Raw genomic sequence first — 26,998 nt, 5'->3', positions numbered from 1 at the left:
AAAGTGCACTCTGTCCACGTTTTCTCACACACATAGAGAGTGTCAAATGGCTAATCAACGTGGTTTTACATTAATTGAATTGATGGTTGCGATTGCCATCATCGCTACTCTCAGTGGCATAGGTATTCCGTCCTATCAACGCTATATCCAAAAAGCAGCGCTCACCGATATGTTACAAGCCATGGTTCCCTACAAAATGGCAGTGGAGCTTTGCGCACTGGAATATGCCAGCCTTGATAGCTGCAATGGTGGTAGCCATGGCATCCCAGCAGGGGCATCATCACGCTATGTCAGTGCTACAACTATTGATAAAGGTGTTATTACACTTACAGGTCAGCAAACTCTTGCCAATTTGACTCTGGCTATGTCGCCAACACTAAATAACAGTGGAAATGTCGTCTGGACAAGAACCTGCACCGCAACAGGCAGCAGCATAACTGACAACTGTAAAGCCGTGTTCCGCTTTAATGATAAGGCCGTAATCAAATGACCGAATTTAGGGAACGCACACACGAGACAATAAATGATGAATTACACACCATCTGCCGCCGCTATAGAGCAATAGCCTTAAAACTTGATAGCAACAACTTAACCATAGCTTCACCCCACCCCACCAATGAGGCATTGTTGACTGCGCTCCGCTTTGCCTGTGGCCGTAAAATCAAGGTGGAATACTGGCCGGAAGCCAGAATTGAACAATCACTTAATTTAAGTCCATCAGCACAAGAGCACGTAGACGCCAATGCACCAATAAAGAGGGACGATGACACATTACTTGATAATGAAAACGATACCCCTGTTATTCAATTTATAACGCAAACACTCAGATTGGCGATTCAGAAACGCGCATCTGATATTCATTTTGAACCTTATCAATATCACTACCGTATTCGCTTGAGAATTGATGGTGTATTGCATGAATCTCCATCACCTGAAGCTGAGTTATCCCGTCGTATTAGCAGTTGCCTGAAAGTCATGGCTAAGCTGAATATTGCGGAAAAGCGGTTAGCGCAAGATGGACAGTTGACTCTCCTATTAGATGGTATTCGCTATTCAATGAGAATAGCGACCCTCCCCGTGCAATATGGTGAAAAAGTCGTGCTGCGGATTTTAAATATGAAGCAGCAACCTACTTTGGAAAAACTAGGGCTTACAACAGTAGCCCACCAGCAATTAACTCAAGCATTGTCAACTCCACAGGGTTTGGTTCTGGTCACTGGGCCAACAGGGAGCGGAAAGACTGTAACCCTCTATTGCAGCCTGAAGCAGCTCAATAAAGTACAAGTAAATATCTGTAGTGTCGAAGATCCTATTGAGATCCAAGTTGACGGCATAAATCAAACACAGACCAACAGCAAAATTGGACTAGATTTCTCTAATGTATTGCGTGCCATGCTGCGTCAGGACCCTGATGTCATTATGCTCGGTGAGATTCGGGATAATGAAACTGCAGAAATAGCAGTTAAAGCGGCGCTCACAGGACATCTGGTTCTCTCAACTTTGCATACCAACTCCACAGCAGAAACACTGATACGTCTGACACAAATGGGAGTAGAGCGCCACTTAATTGCCTCCAGCCTGATATTAGTTATCGCCCAGCGACTGGTGCGCAAATTGTGCCTACACTGCCGTCAGGCGTCGCCCGCACTTTTCCAACTCCCTGCCGATATATGGGCAAATCCACTACAACATTATCTTGCCGTCGGTTGTGAACATTGCTGTGCCGGATATTATGGCCGAACAGGGATTTACGAAATGTTAAATGTCACTCCGCCAATCCAAAACGCTTTGCTCAACAATGCCAGTCCATCAGATCTCACCAAAATTGCGCAGCAACAAAAGCAAATCACATTACTTTCCGCTGGCCTGGCATTGGTTGAAAGCGGTATGACCACTCTCAGCGAAATTAATCGTGTTGTAGGTTTGGAAATACAAACAGAGGCAATACCGTGAGCGATCAGCGCTTATTTTATTGGAAAGCGATTAACACCGAAGGGCAATTGCTGACAGGTGCATTGCTGGCAACAGAGAGAAATACAGTCTATGAATATATATTCCGCAGTGGCTTACAACCGCTTGATGTTAAGGGTGGGAAAAGATTATCGATTAGCTATTGGCGCGGGGAGCGTCTGATTGCTGTCACTCGCCAATTAGCAACATTATTACAAGCGGGCCTACCTTTAGTGAATTGCTTACAATTACTGGCGAAAGAGATGGATGCTTTACCCTGGCAGTGTTTATTGCAAGAAATAAGCCAGCAAATTTCACAGGGGCAGTCATTATCAGAAGCAATAGCGCATTACCCTCATACCTTTCCTCAATTATATCCCCCCGTCATTGCTATGGGGGAGCTAACAGGTAACCTTGAACAGTGCTGCATGCAGCTAGTACAACATCAGGAACGGCAGCAAAAATTGCAAAAGAAAGTTATTAAAGCGCTTAAATATCCAGTATTTGTCTGCGTTATTGCATTGGTTGTCAGTATTATTATGCTGGTCTTGGTATTACCTGAATTTGCACAAATCTACCAATCATTCGACACACCATTGCCTGCGCTTACTGCCACACTTCTATTAATGTCCACATTTCTTATTACTTATGGGCCATACATAATCGCATTGTTAACATTATTTTGTATTAGTTACACACACACACGACGGCATCAAGTTCACTACCAGCAATGGGAACAGAAACTTTTATTACGCATTCCATTAATATCAGCATTGATACGTGGCAGTTGTCTCAGTCAGATTTTTCAAACACTGGCGATCACTCAGCATGCCGGATTACCACTGACTGCCGGATTAGATGCAGCACTTCGCTCTATTAATAACAGCACCTATCAGCAAGCATTGAAGGGCATTCAAAAACAGATAAACCAAGGGGTTCCACTCTATATTACCCTTTCCCAGCACCCTCTATTTCCCCCGCTATGCCAACAAATGGTTCGCGTGGGTGAGGAGTCTGGTGCGCTGGATGTACTTTTAGATAAACTGGCTAGTTGGCACCAACAGCAAGCACAGGATTTGGCAGACAATCTCACTCAAATGCTAGAGCCACTTTTAATGCTAATTATTGGGAGCATCGTAGGGGTTTTAGTCATCGCGATGTATCTACCGATATTTCAGTTGGGAGATGTTATCGGGTAAATGAAATTATTAGAGGAAGGCTATCCGGTGGAATTTTATTGAAAAGAGGCGTTGAACTACGCCTCTTTTCATCTCAATCACAGGCTCGTGATTGTTAACTTTATCAGAGCACAACTTACTCTCGAAAACCCAATATCAGTTACTGCCAAACACGCGGTTTTCTTGCTCTGCTACGCGAATAAAAGTGGTGCGTTTAGTCAGTTCTTTCAAATGCGATGCTCCCACATAGGTACAAGCGGAACGCAAACCACCCATAATATCGCGAACGGTGTTATCAACGGAGCCACGTAATGGCAATTTCACCGTCTTACCTTCCGCCGCGCGGTACTCAGCAACACCACCGACATGGCGTTTCATGGCTGACTCTGAACTCATACCGTAGAACAGCATAAACTTCTCGCCATTCTCTTCAACAACTCGGCCTTCGCACTCATCATGCCCAGCTAACATGCCACCCAACATGACAAAATCAGCACCGCCACCGAACGCTTTTGCAACATCACCCGGTACGGAACAACCGCCATCACTAACAATCTGTCCGCCCAAACCGTGTGCTGCATCAGCGCACTCGATAACCGCCGACAACTGCGGATAACCAACACCTGTTTTCACGCGAGTAGTGCAAACCGAACCTGGGCCAATCCCAACTTTAACAATATCAGCGCCCGACAGAATAAGTTCTTCTACCATCTCACCAGTCACGACATTGCCCGCACAAATAACTTTATCTGGGCATGCTTCGCGCGCTTTTTGTAAGAAGGAAACGAAATGCTCGGAATAACCGTTAGCCACGTCAATACAGATAAATTTCAAGGCAGGTGATAACGCCAAAATTTGTTTCATTTTGTCGAAATCAGCAGAGGATGTCCCGGTAGAAACCATGACATGACGTAAGACTGATTCAGGAACCCGTTTCACAAACTCGCCCCACTGCTCAACAGTGTAGTGTTTATGAACTGCGGTCAAAACATCGAATGATGCCAGAACTTCTGCCATGCGGAAGGTGCCAACAGTATCCATATTAGCGGCGATGATAGGTACACCAGACCAATTCCAACCCGAATGTTTGAAGGTAAACTGGCGCTCCAGTTCGACTTCAGAGCGACTTTTCAGTGTTGAACGTTTAGGGCGGATTAACACATCTTTAAAGCCTAGTTTCAAACCTTCTTCAATACGCATGGCTAATTATTCCTGGTTATTGGCGATAGATCGCAACATGTGATCGGGCGTAAATCACGCCATCCCAGTGAAGCTATCATACGCATGAATAATTCTACGGCAAGACTGCGAATCCACCTTTATTTGCGCTACAATCCCACAAATTACCTGAAGAGTCTCAATCCCGCAGTTATCCTCGTACTCACTTCACTTTTTTTCCACATAGCGCAAACAGAATGCATACCTTGCTATGCCTTGGCACTGGCTTTCAGATACAATTCGACCACTCACTAACTGTATGCAAGGCCAGGCAATGACCTATATTGTGGCTCTCACTGGTGGAATTGGCAGTGGTAAAAGCACAGTCGCAAATGCATTCGCTAATCTCGGTGTCCCACTGGTTGATGCTGATATTATTGCTCGCCAGGTGGTTGAGCCGGGTATGCCCGCATTAATGGATATCGCCTCTCGCTATGGGGAAACCATCTTGCACACCGATGGCACATTGAATCGTGCTGCATTACGCGAAAAAATTTTCAGTGAGCCGCAGGAAAAAGCATGGTTAAATTCATTGTTGCATCCAATGATCCAACAGGAAACCCAGCGTCAACTCGCCAATATTGATGAGCCGTATGTACTTTGGGTTGTCCCCTTGTTGGTTGAAAATGGTTTACATCACCATGCCAATCGTGTGTTAGTGGTAGATGTAGCACCTGAAATACAACTCGCTCGAACAATGGCGAGAGATGGCGTTACTCGCCAGCAGGCAGAACATATTTTAGCTTCACAGGTTTCGCGGCAACAGCGGCTAGCCTGTGCTGATGACATTATTGACAATAGCGGCGATCCAATAGTTATCGCCCCGCAAGTTGCCTCATTACACCAGCAGTATTTAAAATTGGCAGCTGCGGCCCAACAGGATCTACATCGATGAGTGACCTCACCTCAACAATACTTTTTGAACATCCGCTCAATGAAAAAATGCGCACCTGGCTGAGAATGGAGTTTTTACTACAACAATTAGAAAGCCAGCGTTCGTTAGATAATATTGCCAGTGCATTGACGTTTTTCCGCACAGCATCTGATTTAATTGATGTCCTTGAACGCGGTGAAGTTCGTACTGATTTGCTTAAAGAATTAGAGCGTCAACAACAGAAGTTACAATTATGGGCAGATATACCCGGTGTTGATATGTCGCTGGTGGACTCTTTACGCAGCCAATTAAAAAATCGGGCCTCTGTATTGATGTCGGCACCGCGCATCGGGCAATCACTAAAAGAAGATCGCCTGATAAGCGTTGTTCGCCAGCGTCTGAGTATCCCTGGTGGCTGCTGTAGTTTTGACCTCCCCACTTTACACACCTGGTTACATCAGCCAAAAGAACAACGCAATCAACATATTGCCAAATTGCTGGAGAGTCTGGCCCCACTTAATCAGTCGCTAACTATTATTTTAAATTTAATTCGCGAATCTGGCCCCCTGCGGGCGCAAATCAGTTTAAATGGTTTCTTCCAGGACAATGCGGAAGGGGCTGATTTGCTGAGATTACGCCTGCCACTAGACCCGCAGTTGTATCCACAGATTTCCGGCCATAAAACACGATATGCAATTCGTTTCTTACCACTCGACAGTGAAAATGGTACTGTTCCGGCACGTTTATCGTTTGAATTAGCCTGCTGCTGATATGACAATTGCCATATCTAATAGATTTAAAGATATAGGTATAAATAGATTTTAGGAGAAAACATGGAAACCGAAGTCATCGAGGTCAACTGCCCGACCTGTGGAAAGGTTGTTATCTGGGGTGAGCAAAGCCCTTATCGCCCATTCTGCTGCAAGCGTTGCCAGTTGATTGATTTAGGTGAGTGGGCCGATGAAGAAAAACGTATTTCCAGTAATGGTGAGCTATCTGACAGTGATGAATGGAGCGAAGAAGAGCCTCCTAAGCACTAATAATTTTAGTTCTCCTTTTACTCCACAAAATAGAGCAACCTAATAATATTAAATACAATACCCAGCGTAATTGAAGTTGCAGGTAGGCAGCCAGCTAGAGACAAATTGGTTGTAAACCACGTTGAACAGCGCTTGCACTGGCCCGCAGAGGCGAGGTCCATGGATGGGCTGAGTAACGAACCCAGCTAACAACCCTGCAACTTTAAGTACGAAGGGTGGTAAGTAATTCAATAATAACCGTATTGGCAGGTGGGAACTCTTCTGCCAGCAATTCAGATTGCTTCACCCAGCGCATCGGCTGACCCTCGCGGCCAAAGGGTTCACCATCCCATACTTCAACCATATAAAAACTTAATGTTACGATGCGATCGCTAAATGTGTGCTCTAACACTTTGAGCAAAAAAGCCTTTTTCACCACGATGCCTGTCTCTTCCAACAGTTCACGTTTTAATGCAATTTCTGGTGTCTCACCCTGCTCGATTTTGCCTCCGGGGAATTCCCAAAACCCAGCCATATGAGAATCAGCAGCACGCTGGGTAATAAAAATCTCTTGCTGGGGATTACGGATAATCCCAACTGCAATTTGTAAGTGTTTCAATTATTTTCTCCTGTCAGGGTATCAATGTTGGTTTGAGCACGCTTCCAGTCCGCGGGCTGCTAAAAAATAAGCAAAATAAAGGGCGGTGTTTAAGCCGCCCTCATTATCAGTATTAACCGATGCCTAAAATATTACTGTAGGCGACCGTGGCACTGCTTGTATTTCTTACCTGAACCACATGGGCACGGATCATTACGCCCGACTTTGCGCTCAAGGCTGGCAGCCACATTGGCTTCTTCCTGTGACATCAGCGCACTGCTATCCGATTCGTGACTGAGTTGTTGCTGTTTAGCCAAACGCTCAGCTTCTTCGCGACGTTGTACTTCCAGTGCCTCCACTTCTTCTGGCATCCGCACCTGTACTTTGCTTAGAACACTGATCACTTCATATTTCAGTGATTCCAACATGGCAGCAAACATCGCGAAAGATTCACGCTTGTATTCTTGCTTAGGATCTTTTTGTGCATAGCCACGTAAATGGATGCCCTGACGCAGGTAATCCATTGCAGCCAAATGCTCTTTCCACAACGAATCAAGTGTTTGTAACATCACACCTTTCTCGAAGTTACGCATCATTTCAACACCAACAACTTCTTCTTTACGCTGATAAGTCTCAATGGCTTGTTGCAGAATTCGCTCACGCAATGTTTCTTCATGCAACTGTGGTTCATCTTCCAGCCATTCAGCAATCGGCATATCCAAGTCAAAGTCATTTTTCAGACGCTGTTCCAAGCCTTCTACATCCCACATTTCTTCCAGAGATTGGGTTGGAATATAGCTGTCGATAACTGTTTTGAATACATCTTCACGAATGCTATTAATAGTTTCGCTTACATCAGACACATCCAACAGTTCGTTACGCTGACTGTAGATTGCCCGACGCTGGTCATTAGCCACATCATCATATTCAAGTAATTGCTTACGAATATCGAAGTTACGGCTTTCAACTTTACGCTGTGCGTTGGCGATAGCTTTAGTTACCCATGGGTGTTCAATGGCTTCGCCCGGTTTCATACCTAATTTACGCATCATGCCAGACACACGGTCAGAGGCAAAAATACGCATCAAAGCATCTTCCATTGACAGGTAGAAGCGTGAAGAACCAGCATCCCCCTGACGACCCGCACGACCGCGTAACTGATTATCAATACGGCGCGATTCATGACGCTCAGTACCAATAATATGCAAACCACCGGACGCCAGTACTGCATCATGGCGAATCTGCCATGCTGCTTTAATGGCCGCGATTTGGTCTTCAGTTGGGTCTTCCAGTGAGGCAATTTCACTCTGCCAGCTACCACCCAATACGATATCAGTACCGCGACCGGCCATGTTGGTCGCGATGGTTACCGCACCTGGTTGGCCCGCCTGTGAAACGATTTCAGCTTCCATGGCATGGAATTTAGCGTTCAGAACCTTATGTTCAATGCCTGCTTTCGTTAATTCAGCGGATACCACTTCCGACTTCTCAATCGAAATAGTCCCTACCAATACTGGCTGGCCGTTCGCAGTACGCTCACGGATATCTTCGATAATCGCGCCGATTTTTTCCTGTTCGGTCATGTAGACCAAATCAGCCAGATCCTTACGGATCATTGGGCGGTTGGTTGGCACCACAATGGTATCGAGCTTGTAAATGGAGCTAAATTCGAATGCTTCAGTATCCGCTGTACCGGTCATACCGGCCAGTTTTTCATAAAGACGGAAGTAGTTCTGGAAAGTGATCGAAGCCAGCGTCTGGTTTTCGTTCTGAATCTCTACGCCTTCTTTCGCTTCAACCGCTTGATGCAAGCCATCTGACCAACGGCGACCTTGCATAGTACGCCCGGTATGTTCGTCAACAATGATAACTTCGCCATCTTTGACGATGTAGTCAACATCACGGGTGAACAATACATGAGCGCGCAAAGCTGCAGTTACGTGGTGCATCAACATGATGTTAGCTGGAGAATACAGAGACTCTCCTTCTTCCATGATGCCCGCTTCTACCAGCATTTCCTCAATTTTGATCAAACCGCGTTCGGTCAAATGCACCTGACGTGATTTCTCATCCACAGAGAAGTGACCTTCGCCCTGGAAAGTATCGGAATCCTCTTTTTCCTGACGAATCAGTTTTGGAATCAGCTTGTTAACCCGAATATACATCTCTGAACTATCTTCGGCCGGGCCGGAGATAATCAGCGGAGTACGTGCTTCATCGATCAAGATGGAGTCAACCTCATCCACCAACGCATAATGCAGTTTGCGCTGCACGCGTTCTTCTGGGCTGAACGCCATGTTATCGCGCAGATAGTCAAAGCCGAATTCGTTGTTAGTACCATAGGTGATATCCGCAGCATAAGCAGCGCGCTTAGCTGGAGCTGCCATATTCGGCAAGTTGATACCTACACTCAGGCCCAGAAACTCAAACAATGGGCGGTTATTTTCGGCGTCACGTTGAGCCAAGTAGTCGTTCACGGTAACCACGTGGACACCACGGCCGCTCAACGCATTCAGGTAAGCTGGCAGAGTTGCAGTCAGCGTTTTACCTTCACCGGTACGCATTTCCGCGATGCAGCGTTCATTCAGTACCATGCCGCCCAGCAACTGCACATCGAAGTGACGCATACCAAAGACACGTTTACTGGCTTCGCGCACAACCGCAAAGGCCTCAGGAATTAAGGTTTCCAGCACGGCGCCTTTTGCCAGGCGCTCACGAAATTCGTCAGTTTTGGCACGCAACTCATCATCTGTCAGTTTTTCGACTTCAGGTTCCATACGGTTGATAAGGTCAACTACCTTGCGCATACGGCGCAGTGTACGATCGTTACGACTGCCAAAGACTTTGGTTAATAATTTGATTAGCATAATTCTTAATATCTCTTACAAGACCACCAAACCCGGCGGCCAAAGGTTGTATAAAATTGAGGTAAATCAAAAGAATAATCAGATGAAATTGGCAGGCCCGGCACGGATACCTTGCACTTGTGCAAGCCAAAGTCCCGGTTTATGTAACGAAAGAACAGGTCGTTTAACCTGCTCGGTATAGCGAATAATAGTGGGTGGTTTGAACTCGTGGGTCAGTAACGCATTCAGCGTATTCAACAATGCAAGCTGCTGAATTTGTGATGGCTGTACTTGTTCTGCCTCTGCCACTTCTTGCACCCGGGCATAAGCCGCTTGAGGTGCCAGTGCAAATGAAAGATGACGAATAACCGTGCGCAGTGCATGCTGTTGCCAGTAGTCTACGCTGAATGAAGGGCGACGATGCATATCATGCAGTAATGCCAAACTACTAAAGTTTGTCGCACCGTAATTCTGACGGCTTTGGCTTGATGATGTGTTCGGTATCGCTGCTTGATCAGGAACGCCAGACAGGTTTGATGGCACGCCAAGACTCGCCGCTACCATCCCCAGAAGGAGATGCGGCCAGAAATAACGTCTACCAAATTGTCGCCAACGATTTAGAATACCGATCACGAGTTTAAAATCCGCCGGAGCCTTGTCAATGCGTGAAAGCCGCCCACAATTATTAGATGTTCTGTTCGATGATGCAATTGCAGCAGAAAACGGACCGCTGCATAACGTACAACAACGCGCTACTGCACTGTTAAAACTTAACCGTGCGGTAAAAGGATTGCTCCCTTCACAATTGCAGCCGTGGTGCCGTGTTGCTAACTATCGTCAGAGTGTTTTAGTGCTAGAAACCGCGAATGCCAGTTGGTTAATGCGCTTGCGTTATGAACAACCGGCTTTACTCTCTGCACTACGAGCGCAAATTCTACCATCATTGTCTTCAATCGACATCAGGATTAATCCGTCGTTGATGGCTAGCGGTCATAACCATGCGCAGAATGCCGCAAAAACGTCACAAGATCTTGAGAAATCGCCGCCATTACGTCAGTTAAGTTTGGAAAGCGCTAGGGAATTAAGAGGATTAGCGAGCCGTAGCCCTGAAAAACTGAGAACAATATTGGAACGATTGGCTGCGCTGGCCGGAGAGAGTGCCAACGCAACCAAAAGTGATGGTAATAAATAGTCTTAGTAAGCTAATACTGTAGACGGAGCTTTAAATGCCAATGGCATTTCGGCTTCGTCTTGGAACGTCACAAATTCCCAGGCTTCTTGCTTAGCTAAAACAGCCTGCAATAGCTTGTTATTTAATGCATGACCCGATTTATACGCAGTAAATGCGCCAATAATATTGTGGCCACACATAAACAGATCACCAATGGCGTCTAGCATTTTATGACGAACAAATTCATCTTCGAAGCGCAAGCCATCTTCGTTTAATACGCGGTAATCATCCACCACGATGGCACAATCGAAACTACCGCCCAGGCACAAACCGCGGGACTGTAAGTATTCGATATCACGCATGAAACCAAAAGTACGCGCACGGCTGATTTGACGGACGAATGAATCGGCCGAGAAATCTAAACGGTAGCGCTGCGTACTGGAGTCAATCGCCGGGTGATTGAAATCAATGGTGAAATCTAAACGGAATCCATTGAATGGAGACAATTCAGCCCATTTATCACCGTCTTCAACCCGTACAGTCTCTTTCAGACGCAGGAATTTCTTCGCAGAGTTTAACTCTTCGATACCCGCATCCAGCAGCAAGTACACAAATGGACTGGCACTACCATCCATTATCGGTACTTCGGGAGCGTTAACTTCAATAATAATGTTATCAATCCCTAACCCTGCCAGAGCAGCGTTGAGATGCTCAACAGTAGAAATACGCACGTCATGCTCATTGACCAGGCAAGTACAGAGCATGGTATCACGCACGGATTTTGCATCTGCCGGAAAATCAACCGGTGGATTCAAGTCAGTGCGACGATAGATGACCCCGGTGTTAGCCGGCGCGGGTCGCATTGTCAGTGTGACTTTCTTACCGGTGTGCAAACCGACGCCAGTCGCCTGAACAATACGTTTTAAAGTCCTTTGTTTGATCATCGTTTTATCTCGCAATGTTATCCATCCTACCGACCTAGCTTATAACAAGATCGGCGGGACAGTTTAGCACAAAGAGCGGAGATTCCAATTTTTTCAGAAATTAGTCGGCTTGCTTACGCAAAAATGCCGGAATATCTAAATAATCGGGCTCTTTATTGGTTTGAGCAGTTGGATCATTGACCACTTTAGCTGCAGGCTTAACTTCCTGAGGTAAAGGTGACATGCCATGCTGCTGGTAACGGTGATCCATAACAGGCTGTGTCTGCTTGTTAGTAACCAGCGTGATTTCAGGGCGTTTATCCATGCCGATACCGGTTGCAACCACAGTTACGCGCAGTTCGTCGTTCATTTCCGGGTCTAACGATGTACCGATAACTACGGTCGCATTGTCGGATGCAAATGCACGGATAGTGTTACCCACAGTTTCGAATTCATCCAAACGCAAATCGAAACCAGCAGTGATGTTGACCAACACGCCGCGAGCGCCAGACAGGTCGATATCTTCCAGTAACGGGCTGGAAATCGCCATTTCTGCTGCTTCTTCAGCACGATCTTCACCGCAAGCCACACCTGAGCCCATCATGGCATAACCCATTTCGGACATTACAGTGCGCACGTCAGCAAAGTCGACGTTCATCAGGCCTGGGCGGGTAATCAACTCGGCGATACCCTGAACAGCGCCTTTTAATACGTCGTTAGCTGCACCGAATGCATCCAGTAAAGAGATGCCACGACCCAGAACTTTTAACAACTTATCGTTCGGAATAGTGATCAGTGAGTCCACATGTTTGGACAATTCAGCAATACCCTGCTCAGCAAATGCCATGCGTTTCTTGCCTTCAAAATTGAAAGGCTTGGTAACCACAGCAACTGTCAGAATACCCAGTTCTTTTGCCACTTCAGCAACAACAGGAGCAGCACCAGTACCGGTACCACCGCCCATGCCTGCGGCGATAAAGACCATGTCTGCGCCTTCAAGGGCTGCACGCAGAGCTTCGCGGTCTTCTTCTGCTGAATTGCGACCCACTTCCGGGTTCGCGCCAGCACCCAGACCTTTGGTAATACCGCTACCAATCTGGATGGTTTGGCCAACAGCCGTCTTACGTAGCGCCTGAGCGTCTGTATTAACGGCGAAGAATTCAACACCTTCGATGCGCTCGCGCACCATGTGTTCGACGGCATTACCACCGCCACCACCGACGCCGATGACTTTAATCACCGCGTCATTGGTTAGTTCCATAGGTTCAAACATAGTTTCTCTCCGTTTTGTGCCTGTCGCTTCGAGATCAAAAAATATGTTCAGCATGATCTCTTTGTTGAAACATTAAAACTCTTTTCTCAGCCAGCTATTGATGCGTTTAAACCAATTGCCCACTGAGGCACGTTTTTCTACTTCTGACTCACCACTGAGATGAGATTCTTTACCATAGTGCAACAACCCAACAGCAGTGGAGTAATAAGGTTCCTGTGCATAATCCGTCAGCCCGGTGATATTGAGCGGTTGGCCGATGCGAACCTGGGCATGAAATACCCGTTGAGCGCATTCAGCCAAACCATCAATTTGTGCCGCTCCGCCTGTCAGCACGATACCGGCTGCCAGATGATGCTTCACGCCTTGCTGACGTAATTGCTCCTGCAATTGTAAAATCTCGTCATTAACCAAATTCAGCAGTTCGGTGTAGCGTGGTTCTATAACCTCAGCGAGCGTCTGTCTTTGCAGACTACGGGGAGGGCGTCCGCCAACACTTGGCACTTCTACACTTTCGTCCTTGCTGACTATCGACCCGAGCGCACAGCCGTGTCGAACTTTAATCGCTTCCGCATCTGTAGGCGGTGTCCCGAAGGCATACGCAATATCGCTGGTGACCACGTTCCCGGCGTAAGGGATAACTTTGGTGTGGCGCAACGCCCCACCGGTATACACCGCCATATCCATGGTGCCACCGCCGATGTCGACCACACAGACACCCAGCTCGCGTTCATCTTCGGTCAATACTGCATAACTTGCGGCTAAACCGGCGAAAATCAGTTGGTCCACTTTCAGACCACAACGCTCCACCGCTTTAACAATATTCTTCGCCATATCGTTATGGCAGGTAATCAGGTGCACTTTAGCCTGCATCCGCACGCCAGAAAGGCCCACCGGATTTTTGATACCTTCTTGGTAATCGATGGCATATTCCTGCGGAATAACGTGCAGAATACGATGCTCATCGCGCACACGTACCGACTTCGCGGTATGCACTACGTTCTCTACATCTTCCTGAGTTACTTCCTCTTCTGAAATAGGAACCATCCCTATTTCATTCTGACAACTGATATGTTTGCCCGATAATGCCAGATACACAGATGAAATTTGGCAATCCGCCATTAACTCGGCCTGATCGATAGCGCGTTGTACGCATTTCACTACCGATTCAAGATCGTTAACTCCACCCTTATCCATGCCACGGGATGGGCAACTGCCAACCCCAATAATATTGACCATGCCATCGGGCAGAACTTCCCCTACCAATGCGGAGACCTTTGCCGTTCCGATCTCAAGACCTACTACCAGTTTTCTGTCCGTCGACTTGATCATTGTTGTTTTGCCTGTGCCTGATTCTGTTGCGGATTACTGTTCTGCTGGCCATTTACTGGTGGCTCACCACCCTGACTGCCGATAAATACCGGAGCCCAACCTATTGCAGCCCCTGTTTCATATCGCAAATCAACATAACTGACCCGTTTATCTGGCTGCTGTTGCAACAGCGGATACAACTCGATGAAACGTTGCAAACGCCCCATCCGGTCATCCCGTCCCAGCTCCAGCCGAACATCATTATCTAAGGCCAACTGCCAAGAATGTCTGGCACTCATTGCCACCATTTTTAGCTGATACTTATTGGCCGCTAACACCTTGCTCATTGCCCGGTAGCCTTCCAGAACATCCTGTTCACTGCCTTCCGGGCCATACAGTAATGGCAATTTCTGTTTGCCGATTCGCTCGGACGGTACACTGAATGACCGCCCCTGCTCATCAACCATATGCAAATCATTCCAGCGGGCAAAAGGTACATACTCCACCAGATGGATCTTCAGCTCATCCGGCCATTGTTTACGCACACTGGCCTGCTGAATCCAAGGTAACCGTTCAATCTGCTGCTGGATGATATTGACATCCTGCGTCATAAAAGTACCTGGTGCACCCAATGACAAAATCGCCTGGCGAATATCGTCATTGGTGGTGTAATGGCGCTCGCCGGTCACCACCAATTTCGACAGTGGCAATCGGCTGGCATCTTTCATCCAACCGACTACCACCCAGCCCCCCCAGAGGATAGTACCCAGCACCATCAGCAGGAAAATCAGCCCTGCTAATTGGCCTCCGTTACTGCGCCGGGCTGCGCTGTTTTCAGCCGCACGTTCACGCGCATTTAGGGCAGCTTGCGACATATCAGTCAGCCAACGTCAGAATTCGGGCTACCAACTGGGAAAAACTCAACCCATATTGGCGGGCAGCCATCGGCACTAAACTGTGGCTGGTCATACCCGGTGAAGTATTTACTTCAAGCAGGTAGAAATGGCCATCGCTATCTTGCATGACATCAACACGACCCCAACCGCTGCAACCTAATGCCTGATAAGCCTGTAATGATAATGCAGCCAATTGTTGTTCTAACTCAGCACTCAAACCACTTGGACAGAAGTACTGGGTTTCATCAGACAGATATTTAGCTTCATAATCATAAAACACGCCAGGAGCCTGAATTCGGATAGACGGTAAAACATCATCACCGAGGATCGCGACGGTAAATTCAGGCCCACTCAACCATTTCTCAATCAGCACATCGGTGTCGTGACGGAAAGCCTCAATCAGAGCAGGCTGCAATTGATTCGCCAGATCAACCTTACTCATCCCAACGCTAGAACCTTCATGGCTTGGTTTAACGATTAATGGCAGGCCAAGATTAGCGACACTCGCCGCTAATTCCTCTGACGAAAGTGTTTCAAACTGTTGACGATTTAGCGCGACATAAGGCGAAATAGGCAAACCTGAGGCTTGCCACACCAATTTGGTGCGCAATTTATCCATCGTGAGTGCTGAAGCCATCACACCGCTGCCGGTATAAGGCAGTTGCAGAAACTCCAACACTCCTTGCAGCGTACCGTCTTCACCACCGCGCCCATGCAAAGCGATAAAAACCTTATCAAAGCCTTGCTCTTTAAGCTGTGTCACCGGGAAGTCTTTAGTATCAATGCCATGAGCATCAATACCAGCCTCTCTCAAGCCCGCTAATACCGCCTGGCCTGATAACAATGACACTTCACGTTCAGCGGAGGTTCCACCCAGCAGTACCGCAACTTTCTCAGCCATGATGTTCCTCGTCTTTTGTCTGTGGCTGCAATTTAAGCTCAGCCAATTTGCGGGCAATTTTACCAATGTTACCAGCGCCCTGAACCAGAATCAGATCATCGCCATTCAGCACTTGCGCCAACACCTCGGGCACCGTATCACTGTCTGACACCAAAATAGGGTCCAACTTGCCACGGTTGCGGATGGTACGGCACAACGAGCGGCTATCCGCGCCAGGGATTGGTGGTTCTCCGGCGGCGTACACATCTAACATAAGTAAAACATCAACTTGCGACAGAACATTAGCAAAGTCGTCATACAAATCGCGTGTTCGGGTATAACGGTGCGGTTGGAATACCATCACAATACGTTTATCCGGCCAGCCAGCACGTGCAGCTTTAATTGTGGCATCCACTTCTGTCGGGTGATGACCATAGTCATCCACCAGCATGGCGCTGCCTTCTTTTCCGTTGACCGCTGCCAGCGGGAAGTTGCCGAGAAAATCAAAGCGGCGACCCGTTCCCTGGAACCCTGCCAGTGCGCGCAGGATATCATCGTCTTCAATACCTTCTTCGGTCGCGACAGCCACTGCCGCAGCCGCGTTCAGCGCATTATGGCGGCCTGGGGCATTCAAGGTCACTGTCATCAACGGCTTATCCAGTCGTTTCAGTGTGAAGTGCCCCTGCGGGCCTTCTTGCCGGTAGCTGGCGATCTGTACATCGGCGTCATCGCTGAAACCGTAGGTGGTGATATGACGACCTACCCGTGGCAACAACTCACGCACCACTGGATCGTCGATACACATCACTGCACGGCCGTAGAATGGCAAGTTGTGCAAAAAATTAATAAATGTCTGTTTTAAATTCTCAAAGTCGCCCTGATAAGTATCCATATGGTCGGCTTCGATATTGGTGACAATCGCCACCATCGGCTGCAAATGCAGGAATGATGCATCACTCTCATCTGCTTCAGCTATCAAATAACGGCTGGAACCTAACCGGGCATGAGTGCCCGCCGCTTTAACCAAACCGCCATTCACAAATGTTGGGTCCAGACCGGCTTCGGCATAAATACTGGAAACCATCGCTGTGGTGGTGGTTTTGCCGTGCGTACCAGCAACTGCAATCCCATGACGGAAACGCATCAATTCAGCCAACATTTCTGCGCGGCGGATCACCGGAATACGCGCCTCGCGAGCTGCAACAATCTCCGGGTTATCCGCAGAAATTGCTGTTGAAACGACCACCACACTGGCATCCAGCACATTCTCTGGGCGGTGATGGAAATAAATCTGTGCGCCTAATGAAGTCAAATGCTGAGTGACCGGATTGGGTGCCAAATCTGAACCGCTAATCTGATAACCTTCGTTTGCCAACACTTCAGCGATACCACCCATGCCGGCACCACCGATGCCAACAAAGTGAATGTGCCGGACGCGACGCATCTCGGGCACGATAGTACGTAGTTTCGCCAGTTGTTGTGTATTCACGTTTTTCTTCACTTTTTTGTCTGTTGCATATTCACAGCGCGCATTAACCTAACTGCTCACTGTTCATTATCTGTTTATTACTATCACTTACTGGCAGCGACCACTTCGGCGGCCACTCGCTCAGTTGCGTCAGGAATAGCCACCAGTCTTGCCTGCTCAGCCATCGCTAATAAGGTAGGGCGATCCCACTCGGCTAACAGGTTGCTCACTGCTTGTGCTGTAAATTGTGGCTGTTCGATAATTTTGGCGGCACCGGCTTTTTCCAGCGGCAATGCATTCCAATATTGCTGCCGGTCTTTATGTTGGAACGGCACAAAAATCGCCGGTAACCCTGCGGCGGCAACTTCGCTGACCGTCAACGCACCGGAGCGGCAAACCACCACATCAGCCCAGGCATAAGCCGCAGCCATATCATCAATAAACTCAACTACCTGATGCTTATCACCCTGCCCTGCTTGCTGGTAGGCTTGCAGCACCTCGGGTAATGCGCCTTTACCCACTTGATGCCAAATAGTTATCTGTTCACCTAATGCTGCTGCAACCTGTGGCAAGGTTTGATTCAGTACTCGTGCGCCCTGGCTACCGCCAATGACTAATACACGAATTGGCCCTTCACGACTGGCTAAGCGTTCAGCGGGTAATGGCAGCGCCAATACATCAGTACGAACCGGGTTACCCACCACTTCGGCGTGCGGGAATGCCCCTGGAAATGCTTGTAAAACTTTTTTCGCGATTCTGGCCAGCCAGCGGTTAGTCAAACCCGCAATCCCGTTTTGCTCATGTAATACCACCGGGATACCGCACAACCATGCTGCCAAACCACCGGGGCCGGAAACATAACCGCCCATCCCCAGCACCACATCCGGTTGGTAATCACGCATGATTTTCTTCGCCTGACGCACCGCGCGATAAATACGCACCGGTGCGGTCAGTTGGGCCATCAAGCCCTTACCGCGTAAACCAGAAATCTCAATAAAATCAATTTCAATACCGTTCTTGGGTACCAATGACGCTTCCATTCTGTCGGCGGTGCCTAACCAACGCACCTGCCAGCCTTGCGCCATCAGATGATGAGCCACGGCCAAACCGGGGAAGACATGCCCCCCAGTGCCACCCGCCATCACCATTAAACGCTTGGTCTTGCCACTCATCGGGCACTCCTTACAAACGCCTGGGCTTTTGCCAGACGTGTTTCAAAATCAATGCGTAACAACAGCACTATGGCCGTTGACATAATAATCAGGCTCGAGCCACCGTAACTTATCAGCGGCAGTGTCAAACCTTTGGTTGGCAACATTCCAGCAGCAGCCCCAACGTTAACCAGCGCCTGGAAGCTAAACCAGACACCAATCGAACAGGCCAAAAAGCCAGAAAATCGCTGATCTATCTCTAAAGCGCGACGCCCAATGGACATAGCACGAAAAGCGACGAAGAATACCATTAACAATGCAAGAACCACACCGAAATACCCCAACTCCTCGCCTAAAATCGAGAAAATAAAGTCAGTATGTGCTTCCGGTAAATACTCCAGTTTCTGCACTGAATTCCCTAAGCCCTGCCCCCAGAATTCACCGCGACCAAAGGCCATCAGCGATTGGGTCAACTGGTAGCCACTGCCGAAGGGATCCGCCCACGGGTTCCAGAATGATGTCACTCGGCGCATACGGTAGGGTTCAGCAACAATTAGCAGGCAAACGGCAAATACACCGGAACCGATAATCGCCATGAACTGCCACATCTTGGCACCGGCCAGGAATAACATCGCCAATGTGGTGATAAACAACACCACCACAGTACCTAAATCGGGTTGCGCGAGCAGTAATACGGCCAAAATAACCATTACGCCCATGGGCTTACAAAATCCCCAAAAGTTACTGCGTACCTCTTCAACCTTGCGTACCAGATAGCTGGCCAGGTAGCAAAACAGCGATAACTTGGATAGCTCAGCCGGCTGAATACGCAGCGGCCCAAGAGAAATCCAACGCGATGCCCCGTTGACCGAGCTACCCACAACCAGCACTACCAGCAACATCACAATTGAAATCAGCAACATAATATTGCTATAGCGCTGCCAGACTTCCATCGGAATACGTAAAGTCACCAGCGACAAACCGAACGCCAGCGCCAAATACAGCGCATCACGCTTGGCAAACAGGAAAGGATCACCTGCCAGACGCTGACCAATTGGCATCGATGCCGATGTCACCATCACAAAACCGATAATCGCCAAACCGAAGGTCAGCCACAGCAAGGTTCTGTCGTAAAGCACCATGCTAGTGGTGTCGCTTTCGCGCGACCCCATCACAAAATGTTTTACGGTATTAAACAGCCCCAGCCCCGGCATACGCATCAGCCCAACTCCTCTGCCAGACGAGCAAACTCATCACCACGTTGCTCGAAGCTGCGGAACTGATCCAGGCTGGCGCAAGCGGGTGACAATAACACCATATCGCCCGGTGCCAGTGATTTCGCCAGCAGCACCATAGCTTGTTCCATCGTTTCAGTCAGTTGCGAGACTTCCGGACGCAGCTCAGCCAGTTGCTCACCATCACGCCCAAAACAGTAAATCTTGATATGGTCGCCTTGCAAAAAGCGGGTTAACCCGGAGAAATCTGCCGATTTCCCGTCGCCGCCCAGTAACAAATGCAAAGTGCCATCAACCTGTAAACCATCCAGAGCCGCTTCTGTGCTGCCCACATTGGTGGCTTTGGAGTCGTTAATCCAACGCACGCCGTTATGTTCAAACACCAATTGGAAACGGTGCGGCAAACCAGTGAACGTGGTCAACGCTTTCAAACTTGATGAGCGCGGAATACCCACTGCATCAGCCAATGCCAGTGCGGCTAGCGCATTGGTATAGTTATGCCGTCCGGTTAATTTCATTTCCCGAGTATTCAACACCTTCTCACCACGAACCCGCAGCCAGATCTCTCCCTGCTGCTTATTCAAATGGTAATCACCGACATCCACTCCAAAGCTGATACAGCGGTTATCAGCACCACGAACTGGCATAGTGAGCGCGTCATCGGCATTCACGACACAAACTTTAGCGTTTTCATATACCCGCAGCTTAGCTGCGCGATATTGCTGCAACCCAAACGGATAACGGTCAGTGTGATCTTCCGTCACGTTCAGTATGGTGGCTGCGCTGGCTCGCAGGCTTGAGGTGGTTTCCAACTGGAAGCTGGATAACTCCAACACCACCAATTGGTTTTCGTGTTTTTGCAAGGTCAGCTGTTTCAATAAGCTCAGAGCAGGAACACCAATGTTGCCCCCTACTCCCACCTGCCAGCCAGCGGCTTTCGCCATCTCACCGACCAGAGTGGTTACGGTACTTTTACCGTTAGAGCCGGTAATCGCTACCACCGGTGCCTGATTTTCACGACAGAACAGTTCGATATCGCCGACAATCTCAACACCCGCGTCAGCGGCTTCACTCAAAGCAGGATGTGCCAACGCAATACCGGGGCTGGCCACAATCAAGTCAGCTTCCAGCAACCACTCTTGATTCAAATCACCGACATGGCACTCAACATTTTCGGGTAATTTATCCAGGCCCGGTGGATTGATACGGGTATCCATCACACGTGGCGTTACGCCACGTATCATAAAGAAATCAACGCAGGAAAGGCCGGTTAGCCCCAGCCCGATAATGACGACTTTCTTACCCTGATAATCAACCATAATTACCGCACCTTCAGCGTCGCCAGGCCAATCAGCACCAGCATCAGCGAAATAATCCAGAAGCGCACGATCACCCGCGGTTCTGGCCAGCCTTTAAGTTCGTAATGATGATGAATCGGGGCCATACGGAAAATGCGCTGCCCACGTAACTTAAAGGAACCGACTTGCAAGATGACCGACAGTGTTTCAACCACGAACACCCCGCCCATAATCACTAATAAGAACTCTTGGCGCAGCAATACCGCGATGGTGCCCAGCGCCCCGCCCAATGCCAGAGAGCCAACATCGCCCATAAACACTTGAGCCGGATAGGTGTTGAACCATAAAAAGCCCAGTCCAGCCCCGACAATCGCGGTGCAGACAATCACCAGTTCACCAGCATGACGCAGATAAGGAATATGCAGGTATGCAGCAAAGTTCACGTTACCGGTCGCCCAGGCCACCAGTGCGAAACCGCCAGCAACAAATACCGTTGGCATAATCGCCAAACCATCCAACCCATCGGTCAAATTAACCGCGTTGCTGGTGCCCACAATGACGAAATAAGCCAGCAGGATATAGAGCAAGCCAAGCTGCGGCATGATGTCCTTGAAGAAGGGCACCACCAGCTCAGTGGCCGGGGTATCTTTACCGATGCTGTACATCGCAAAAGCGGCAGCCAATGCAATGATCGACTGCCAGAAGTATTTCCAGCGGGCAATCAGGCCTTTGGTGTTTTTACGTACCACTTTGCGGTAATCATCGATAAAACCGACAATTCCATAACCAATAAGGATAAACAGCACACACCACACATACGGATTAGACGGGTAAGCCCACATCAGAACCGAAATAGTGATGGAGAACAAAATCATCAGGCCGCCCATAGTCGGGGTGCCACGTTTACTGAAATGTGACTCTGGCCCGTCATTACGGACAACCTGACCAATCTGTAATTTCTGCAAATAGGCGATCAGATGCGGCCCCATCCACAATGAGATAATTAATGCCGTCAACAAACTGACGATGGCGCGGAACGTCAAATAGGAAAAGACGTTAAAGCCCGAGTAAAATTTTACTAAGTATTCAGCCAACCAAACTAACATGATGCCTTCTCCTGTAACGCACGCACGACATTTTCCATGGCGGCGCTACGTGAACCTTTAATTAAGACGGTGATAACCGGATGTTCGAGCAGCAATTCACTGATACGGGCTGCCAAAGTGTTCTTATCCTGAAAATGTTCGCCGCACCCGCTTGCATCGCTAAGTGTCTGGCTTAATGTCCCCACGCTAAGGACTTTATTGATGCCCGCCTGTTTCGCGGCTTCGCCCACCTGACGGTGGCAATCAACTGCGGTTTCACCCAACTCGCCCATATCACCCACCACCATCACCCGGTAACCCGGCATTTCAGCCAGTACTTGCGCGGCGGCGGTCATGGAGCCGACATTGGCGTTGTAGCTGTCATCGAGCAGCAACTTGCCAGCAGCAAGCTCAATCGGGAATAAGCGACCCGGTACGGCCTGTAATTGCGTCAGCCCCTCACGAACGGCAGCTAAACTAGCGCCGACCGACATGGCTAATGCCGCGGCGGCTAATGCATTGGCAATGTTATGTCGCCCCGGCAGTGGCAATTCGATATCCACCGTACCGAAGGGAGAATGCAGAGTGAAATGAGTGACTTGTGGTGTAATACGCACATCACTGGCAAAGAAATCGATATCTTCTGCGCCGAGAGGTGCAAAACGCCATACACGCTTGTTATGCAACGTTTCCTGCCAGTGCGGCCAGTCATTGCTATCTGCATTAATAATCGCAGTGCCATTCGCGGGTAAGCCGGCGAAAATCTCGCCTTTGGCTTGAGCCACACCGGCCAGTGAGCCAAAACCTTCCAAATGTGCGGCAGCTAAATTGTTAACCAAAGCACTTTCAGGGCGGCTTAAGTCCGTGGTGTAAGCAATTTCACCGATATGGTTTGCACCTAGCTCAATGACAGCAAAATCATACTCGGGTGTCAGACGCAGCAAGGTCAGCGGCACGCCGATATCATTATTAAAGTTACCGGCGGTATAAAGCACCTTGCCACATTGACGCAAAATTGCCGCAACCATTTCTTTTACTGAGGTTTTACCGGAGGAACCGGTCAAGGCTACCACACGGGCAGGCACTTGCTGGCGCACCCATGCAGCCAATTGCCCCAATGCCAGGCGGGTGTCTTTAACCACTAATTGTGGTGCCTCCACCAGTAAGTGTTTACTTACCAGCAAAGCACCTGCGCCAGCGGCAACAGCATCTTCTGCAAAGTCATGTCCATCAAAACGCTCGCCTTTCAGCGCAACGAATAAACACCCAGGAGTGACCTTACGGGTATCAATGGTCACTTCGGTAATATCGGCACTATCGCGACCAATATATTCAGCGTTCAGCAGCGTGGACAGAAAATGCAGTGAGACCTTAATCATGCCACCACCCCCAACAAACGCGCGACGGTGACTCGGTCGGAGTAATCCAAGCGGCGATTACCGACCAATTGATAATCTTCATGTCCTTTGCCGGCAATCAACACCACATCATCGGCTTTAGCTTGCATGATGGCGCTGGTCACAGCTTCTGCACGGCCATGGATGGCTTGCGCATGTCCGGCATCCAGCAATCCACTGAGGATATCGGCGACAATCGCCTGCGGCTCTTCACTACGTGGATTATCATCAGTGACAACCACCCGATCAGCCAGTTGTTCCGCGATACCGCCCATAAGTGGGCGCTTACCTTTGTCACGATCACCACCGCAACCAAACACACACCACAGCTGGCCTTTACAATGTAAACGCGCCGCCGCCAGTGCTTTTTCCAATGCATCCGGTGTGTGGGCATAATCCACCACTACCGTCGGTTTGCCCGGAGCATTAAATACTTCCATCCGCCCACACACTGGTTGTAGATGTGGTGCGGCAGCTAATAATTGTGTTAGTGGGTAACCCAGTGAAAGCAGTGTTGCCAGTGCCACCAGCAAGTTACTGACGTTGAATGCCCCCATCAGGCGGCTTTCTAACTGGCCTTCGCCCCAGCTTGAATCAAAAGCAATGCTGGCACCATTATCGTGATAGTGAACCTGAGTGGCAGATAGCCATGGGCCATTCCAACCCACAGGAATATTGCCTTCCATACTAACGGCGACAGCTTGCGGCAACTGCCCTAACCAGCGGCGACCGACTTCGTCATCAGCATTAATGATTTTGTGTTCGGACTGATGGGTGGAGAACAACAGCCATTTTGCTGCTTCGTAACTCGCCATATTGCCGTGATAATCCAGATGATCACGGCTTAAGTTAGTGAACACGGCGGCAGCAAACGGCAATGCGGCTACACGGTTCTGAATCAAACCGTGGGAGGAGACTTCCATCGCAGCAAAAGTCGCCCCTTGGTCAACCAGATTGCGGAGCAAATGCTGGATATCAACCGCTGAGCCGGTGGTATTTTCAGTCGGGATAACCTGGCCTAACAGACCATTGCCAACCGTCCCCATCACTGCACTGGTTTCGCCCAACATTTGAGCCCATTGCGCCAGCAATTGAGTGGTGGTGGTTTTACCATTGGTTCCCGTCACACCAACCAAACGTAATGCGGCACCCGGCTGATGGTAAAATTGCCCCGCCAGCTTGGATAAGTGCTGATTCAAATTACGCAGATATATAACAGGAACACCATGCATCTCGACCATACTGGCATCCGGAGCCACACCATCAGCTTCAGCAACCACGGCCGCCACACCTTGAGCGATGGCTTGCGGGATATAACGACGCCCGTCCGTCTGGTGGCCGACAATAGCGACAAATAAATCCCCGGCAGCGGCAACACGGCTGTCTAATGTCATTTCCCGTAGCGCACGCTCCGGGACGTCTAGCCCCCAAGGAGCGAGTAAGTCGCGCAAATTACGATCTGCCACCTGAACCCTCTTTTGTATTAGTCACTAATTCGCTTTTATCACCAGTGGGTAATGCATCTGGCTCAATGTTCATGGTGCGCAATACACCGCCCATGATGGCACCGAACACCGGTGCAGAAACCGCACCACCGTAATATTTCCCTGCCTGCGGGTCATTGATGACCACAACCAGAGCAAATCTAGGGTTACTCGCGGGCGCGACGCCAGCGGTGTAAGCGAGATATCGGTCCATATATTTGCCATCCGGGCCGACTTTCTTGGCTGTACCGGTTTTAATGGCAATTCGGTAGCCTTTGATTGCCGCTTTGGTGCCCCCGCCGCCTGGTAATGCCACGCTTTCCATCATATGAACCACGGTACGCACCAGCGGTTCAGGGAAGACGCGTTCACCGGCCACTGGCGGGTCAACTTTAGTAATCGACAGCGGGCGATAAATCCCCATGCTGCCGATGGTTGCATAGACTCGCGCTAGCTGTAACGGTGTTACCATTAGCCCGTAGCCGAAAGAGAAGGTGGCCCTCTCTATGTCAGACCACCGTTGTTTTTTAGGATATAAGCCACTGCTTTCTCCGACCAACCCCAAATTGGTCGCTTTCCCAAACCCAAACTTTGAGTAAGTTTCTACTAAAGCTGAGGATGGCATCGCTAACGCCAGTTTAGAAACACCGACGTTACTCGACTTCTGCAAGATCCCGGTCACAGATAGCTCTGCATAACGGGCCACGTCTTTAATTTGGTGACCGTTAACAAAGTACGGCAAGGTATTCAGCACGCTGTTTTCTTTCACAACGCCATGCTGCAATGCCGTCATCACTACCATTGGCTTCACTGTCGAGCCGGGTTCAAAAATATCGGTAATTGCCCGGTTACGCATCGCATCTTTCGGCGTACCGGTGAGGTTATTCGGGTTATAGGATGGGCTGTTCGCCATCGCCAACACTTCGCCGGTATTCACATCGACCAGCACTGCTGTACCCGACTCTGCTTTGTTGAATGCCACTGCATTGTTCAGCTCGCGGTATACCAACGCCTGCAAGCGCTCATCAACACTCAACACCAGATTGTGTGCCGCTTGACTGTCCACGGAGGAAATATCCTCGATAACGCGGCCATAACGGTCTTTGCGTACTGTGCGTTCGCCCGGCTGCCCGGTAAGCCAGCGGTCAAAACTTTTCTCTACACCTTCAATACCTTGGCTATCGATGTTAGTTACACCGATGATATGTGCCATCACTTGCCCAGCCGGATAGTAACGGCGGGATTCTTGACGCAAATAGATTCCGGGTAATTTCAGCTTATGGATGTAGTCGCCAATTGCCGGATTGACCTGGCGAGCCAGATAAACAAAACGCCCTTTCGGGTTAGCATTAATACGCGTCGCCAGTTGATCTAATGGGATTTCCAAAGCATCAGACAGGGCTTTCCAGCGGGTATCGAGAGTAATGCCACCACGTTCAGTCAACTCTTTGGGATCGGCCCAAACAGCGTTAACAGGCACACTGACCGCCAGTGGCCGGCCAGAGCGGTCACTTATCATGCCACGCGCAGTAGGAACTTCCTGTACCCGCAATGAGCGCATATCGCCCTCGCGCACCAGCTTATCGGGATTAATCACTTGCAGATAAGCAGTACGCAACATCAAGCCGACCAATGCCAGCAAAATACAGCCGCACAGCAACGCAAAACGCCAGCTTATAAAGCTGGCTTGTTCTTCCTGGCGCTTTAACTTCCCGGGGCGCGCTGCTTTCATGCGTTACCTTGGCT

24 protein-coding genes are annotated in these 26,998 nt (G+C 49.1%); 7 read left to right on the top strand and 17 right to left on the bottom strand.

What is annotated here, in order from left to right; genetic code table 11:
* Window positions 1-46: 46 nt before the first annotated feature.
* From ppdD to hofC, 3 genes are read left to right on the top strand one after another with little or no spacing between them, the layout of a single operon-like run.
* Window positions 47-490, top strand: coding sequence for a prepilin peptidase-dependent pilin (gene ppdD, locus FTB31_RS19525; RefSeq protein ID WP_050075909.1), 444 nt, complete (start codon window positions 47-49; stop codon window positions 488-490).
* A complete protein-coding gene (gene gspE / locus FTB31_RS19520) occupies window positions 487-1,953 on the top strand; it encodes a type II secretion system protein GspE (protein ID WP_050075907.1) in 1,467 nt (488 codons plus the stop codon). Before ppdD ends, gspE begins: the two co-directional genes overlap by 4 nt.
* Window positions 1,950-3,149, top strand: coding sequence for a protein transport protein HofC (gene hofC, locus FTB31_RS19515; protein ID WP_077293324.1), 1,200 nt, complete (start codon window positions 1,950-1,952; stop codon window positions 3,147-3,149). The genes gspE and hofC overlap by 4 nt, the downstream gene beginning before the upstream one ends.
* A 135-nt stretch (window positions 3,150-3,284) precedes the next feature.
* Here hofC and FTB31_RS19510 read toward each other — a convergent pair whose 3' ends face one another.
* Entirely contained in the window at window positions 3,285-4,328 is a 1,044-nt protein-coding gene (locus tag FTB31_RS19510) for a GMP reductase (RefSeq protein ID WP_005167093.1), read from the bottom strand.
* A gap of 292 nt (window positions 4,329-4,620) precedes the next feature.
* On the opposite strand from FTB31_RS19510, the gene coaE reads away from it, so the two are divergent.
* From coaE to yacG, 3 genes are all read left to right on the top strand, one after another.
* Window positions 4,621-5,241 carry a dephospho-CoA kinase gene (gene coaE / locus FTB31_RS19505; RefSeq protein WP_050075905.1) on the top strand — a complete coding sequence of 207 codons (621 nt, stop codon included), beginning with the start codon at window positions 4,621-4,623 and terminating at the stop codon, window positions 5,239-5,241.
* Window positions 5,238-5,990 carry a cell division protein ZapD gene (gene zapD / locus FTB31_RS19500; RefSeq protein ID WP_050075904.1) on the top strand — a complete coding sequence of 251 codons (753 nt, stop codon included), beginning with the start codon at window positions 5,238-5,240 and terminating at the stop codon, window positions 5,988-5,990. The genes coaE and zapD overlap by 4 nt, the downstream gene beginning before the upstream one ends.
* 63 nt (window positions 5,991-6,053) lie before the next feature.
* Window positions 6,054-6,260 (top strand): DNA gyrase inhibitor YacG, encoded by a 207-nt coding sequence (gene yacG / locus FTB31_RS19495; protein ID WP_050075903.1) that lies wholly within the window; start codon window positions 6,054-6,056, stop codon window positions 6,258-6,260.
* Window positions 6,261-6,462: 202 nt separating this feature from the next.
* Here the strand turns inward: yacG and mutT are convergent, their stop codons facing one another.
* The 3 genes from mutT to secM all read right to left on the bottom strand — a co-directional run bounded on the left by mutT (window position 6,463) and on the right by secM (window position 10,316).
* The gene (gene mutT, locus FTB31_RS19490) at window positions 6,463-6,858 is read right to left on the bottom strand and encodes an 8-oxo-dGTP diphosphatase MutT (RefSeq protein ID WP_050075902.1); all 396 of its coding nucleotides are present in this window, start codon (window positions 6,856-6,858) and stop codon (window positions 6,463-6,465) included.
* A 131-nt stretch (window positions 6,859-6,989) separates the two neighbouring features.
* A complete protein-coding gene (secA, locus tag FTB31_RS19485; protein WP_077293328.1) occupies window positions 6,990-9,704 on the bottom strand; it encodes a preprotein translocase subunit SecA in 2,715 nt (904 codons plus the stop codon).
* 78 nt (window positions 9,705-9,782) lie between these two features.
* On the bottom strand, window positions 9,783-10,316 hold the full coding sequence (gene secM, locus FTB31_RS19480; protein ID WP_050075900.1) for a secA translation cis-regulator SecM: 534 nt from the start codon (window positions 10,314-10,316) through the stop codon (window positions 9,783-9,785).
* Window positions 10,317-10,344: 28 nt separating this feature from the next.
* Here secM and FTB31_RS19475 point away from each other — a divergent pair, with 28 nt between their 5' ends.
* A complete protein-coding gene (locus tag FTB31_RS19475; RefSeq protein ID WP_227725819.1) occupies window positions 10,345-10,875 on the top strand; it encodes a DUF721 domain-containing protein in 531 nt (176 codons plus the stop codon).
* A gap of 2 nt (window positions 10,876-10,877) precedes the next feature.
* On the opposite strand, the gene lpxC is transcribed toward FTB31_RS19475, so the two are convergent.
* The 13 genes from lpxC to FTB31_RS19410 form a co-directional block, all read right to left on the bottom strand.
* Window positions 10,878-11,798: a UDP-3-O-acyl-N-acetylglucosamine deacetylase gene (gene lpxC / locus FTB31_RS19470; protein ID WP_004389005.1), complete on the bottom strand. Its 921-nt coding sequence runs from the start codon at window positions 11,796-11,798 to the stop codon at window positions 10,878-10,880.
* 100 nt (window positions 11,799-11,898) lie between these two features.
* Entirely contained in the window at window positions 11,899-13,050 is a 1,152-nt protein-coding gene (gene ftsZ / locus FTB31_RS19465; RefSeq protein WP_004389003.1) for a cell division protein FtsZ, read from the bottom strand.
* A gap of 72 nt (window positions 13,051-13,122) precedes the next feature.
* A complete protein-coding gene (gene ftsA / locus FTB31_RS19460; RefSeq protein ID WP_002210431.1) occupies window positions 13,123-14,379 on the bottom strand; it encodes a cell division protein FtsA in 1,257 nt (418 codons plus the stop codon).
* Window positions 14,376-15,233, bottom strand: a complete 858-nt coding sequence (gene ftsQ, locus FTB31_RS19455) for a cell division protein FtsQ (RefSeq protein ID WP_050075896.1) — start codon at window positions 15,231-15,233, stop codon at window positions 14,376-14,378. The genes ftsA and ftsQ overlap by 4 nt, the downstream gene beginning before the upstream one ends.
* Before the next feature lies 1 nt (window position 15,234).
* Window positions 15,235-16,155, bottom strand: a complete 921-nt coding sequence (locus FTB31_RS19450; RefSeq protein ID WP_077293330.1) for a D-alanine--D-alanine ligase — start codon at window positions 16,153-16,155, stop codon at window positions 15,235-15,237.
* On the bottom strand, window positions 16,148-17,623 hold the full coding sequence (gene murC, locus FTB31_RS19445; protein WP_019080508.1) for a UDP-N-acetylmuramate--L-alanine ligase: 1,476 nt from the start codon (window positions 17,621-17,623) through the stop codon (window positions 16,148-16,150). Before murC ends, FTB31_RS19450 begins: the two co-directional genes overlap by 8 nt.
* A gap of 83 nt (window positions 17,624-17,706) precedes the next feature.
* A complete protein-coding gene (gene murG, locus FTB31_RS19440) occupies window positions 17,707-18,774 on the bottom strand; it encodes an undecaprenyldiphospho-muramoylpentapeptide beta-N-acetylglucosaminyltransferase (protein ID WP_050075894.1) in 1,068 nt (355 codons plus the stop codon).
* Window positions 18,771-19,973, bottom strand: a complete 1,203-nt coding sequence (gene ftsW, locus FTB31_RS19435; protein WP_050075893.1) for a cell division protein FtsW — start codon at window positions 19,971-19,973, stop codon at window positions 18,771-18,773. Before ftsW ends, murG begins: the two co-directional genes overlap by 4 nt.
* Window positions 19,973-21,307, bottom strand: coding sequence for a UDP-N-acetylmuramoyl-L-alanine--D-glutamate ligase (gene murD / locus FTB31_RS19430; protein WP_227725817.1), 1,335 nt, complete (start codon window positions 21,305-21,307; stop codon window positions 19,973-19,975). The genes ftsW and murD overlap by 1 nt, the downstream gene beginning before the upstream one ends.
* Before the next feature lie 2 nt (window positions 21,308-21,309).
* Window positions 21,310-22,392, bottom strand: coding sequence for a phospho-N-acetylmuramoyl-pentapeptide-transferase (gene mraY, locus FTB31_RS19425; RefSeq protein WP_005156870.1), 1,083 nt, complete (start codon window positions 22,390-22,392; stop codon window positions 21,310-21,312).
* On the bottom strand, window positions 22,386-23,750 hold the full coding sequence (gene murF, locus FTB31_RS19420; protein ID WP_077174240.1) for a UDP-N-acetylmuramoyl-tripeptide--D-alanyl-D-alanine ligase: 1,365 nt from the start codon (window positions 23,748-23,750) through the stop codon (window positions 22,386-22,388). Before murF ends, mraY begins: the two co-directional genes overlap by 7 nt.
* Entirely contained in the window at window positions 23,747-25,234 is a 1,488-nt protein-coding gene (gene murE / locus FTB31_RS19415; RefSeq protein WP_174848752.1) for a UDP-N-acetylmuramoyl-L-alanyl-D-glutamate--2,6-diaminopimelate ligase, read from the bottom strand. The genes murF and murE overlap by 4 nt, the downstream gene beginning before the upstream one ends.
* Window positions 25,221-26,984, bottom strand: coding sequence for a peptidoglycan glycosyltransferase FtsI (locus tag FTB31_RS19410; protein ID WP_005156878.1), 1,764 nt, complete (start codon window positions 26,982-26,984; stop codon window positions 25,221-25,223). The genes murE and FTB31_RS19410 overlap by 14 nt, the downstream gene beginning before the upstream one ends.
* Window positions 26,985-26,998 lie beyond the last annotated feature (14 nt).

Source organism: Yersinia proxima (assembly GCF_902170785.1).
Classification (GTDB): Bacteria; Pseudomonadota; Gammaproteobacteria; order Enterobacterales; family Enterobacteriaceae; genus Yersinia; species Yersinia proxima.
This window is presented reverse-complemented; position numbering and strand designations above follow the sequence as displayed.

Coding starts and splice junctions, on each gene's coding strand:
- murD (WP_227725817.1), bottom strand. CDS start 21,307: ATGGTTGATTATCAGGGTAAGAAAGTCGTCATTATCGGGCTGGGGCTA.
- ftsA (WP_002210431.1), bottom strand. CDS start 14,379: ATGATCAAGTCGACGGACAGAAAACTGGTAGTAGGTCTTGAGATCGGA.
- ftsW (WP_050075893.1), bottom strand. CDS start 19,973: ATGCGTATGCCGGGGCTGGGGCTGTTTAATACCGTAAAACATTTTGTG.
- ppdD (WP_050075909.1), top strand. CDS start 47: ATGGCTAATCAACGTGGTTTTACATTAATTGAATTGATGGTTGCGATT.
- mraY (WP_005156870.1), bottom strand. CDS start 22,392: ATGTTAGTTTGGTTGGCTGAATACTTAGTAAAATTTTACTCGGGCTTT.
- ftsZ (WP_004389003.1), bottom strand. CDS start 13,050: ATGTTTGAACCTATGGAACTAACCAATGACGCGGTGATTAAAGTCATC.
- gspE (WP_050075907.1), top strand. CDS start 487: ATGACCGAATTTAGGGAACGCACACACGAGACAATAAATGATGAATTA.
- murG (WP_050075894.1), bottom strand. CDS start 18,774: ATGAGTGGCAAGACCAAGCGTTTAATGGTGATGGCGGGTGGCACTGGG.
- FTB31_RS19475 (WP_227725819.1), top strand. CDS start 10,345: ATGCGTGAAAGCCGCCCACAATTATTAGATGTTCTGTTCGATGATGCA.
- zapD (WP_050075904.1), top strand. CDS start 5,238: ATGAGTGACCTCACCTCAACAATACTTTTTGAACATCCGCTCAATGAA.
- coaE (WP_050075905.1), top strand. CDS start 4,621: ATGACCTATATTGTGGCTCTCACTGGTGGAATTGGCAGTGGTAAAAGC.
- yacG (WP_050075903.1), top strand. CDS start 6,054: ATGGAAACCGAAGTCATCGAGGTCAACTGCCCGACCTGTGGAAAGGTT.
- secA (WP_077293328.1), bottom strand. CDS start 9,704: ATGCTAATCAAATTATTAACCAAAGTCTTTGGCAGTCGTAACGATCGT.
- ftsQ (WP_050075896.1), bottom strand. CDS start 15,233: ATGTCGCAAGCTGCCCTAAATGCGCGTGAACGTGCGGCTGAAAACAGC.
- murF (WP_077174240.1), bottom strand. CDS start 23,750: ATGATTAAGGTCTCACTGCATTTTCTGTCCACGCTGCTGAACGCTGAA.
- FTB31_RS19410 (WP_005156878.1), bottom strand. CDS start 26,984: ATGAAAGCAGCGCGCCCCGGGAAGTTAAAGCGCCAGGAAGAACAAGCC.
- lpxC (WP_004389005.1), bottom strand. CDS start 11,798: ATGATCAAACAAAGGACTTTAAAACGTATTGTTCAGGCGACTGGCGTC.
- FTB31_RS19450 (WP_077293330.1), bottom strand. CDS start 16,155: ATGGCTGAGAAAGTTGCGGTACTGCTGGGTGGAACCTCCGCTGAACGT.
- FTB31_RS19510 (WP_005167093.1), bottom strand. CDS start 4,328: ATGCGTATTGAAGAAGGTTTGAAACTAGGCTTTAAAGATGTGTTAATC.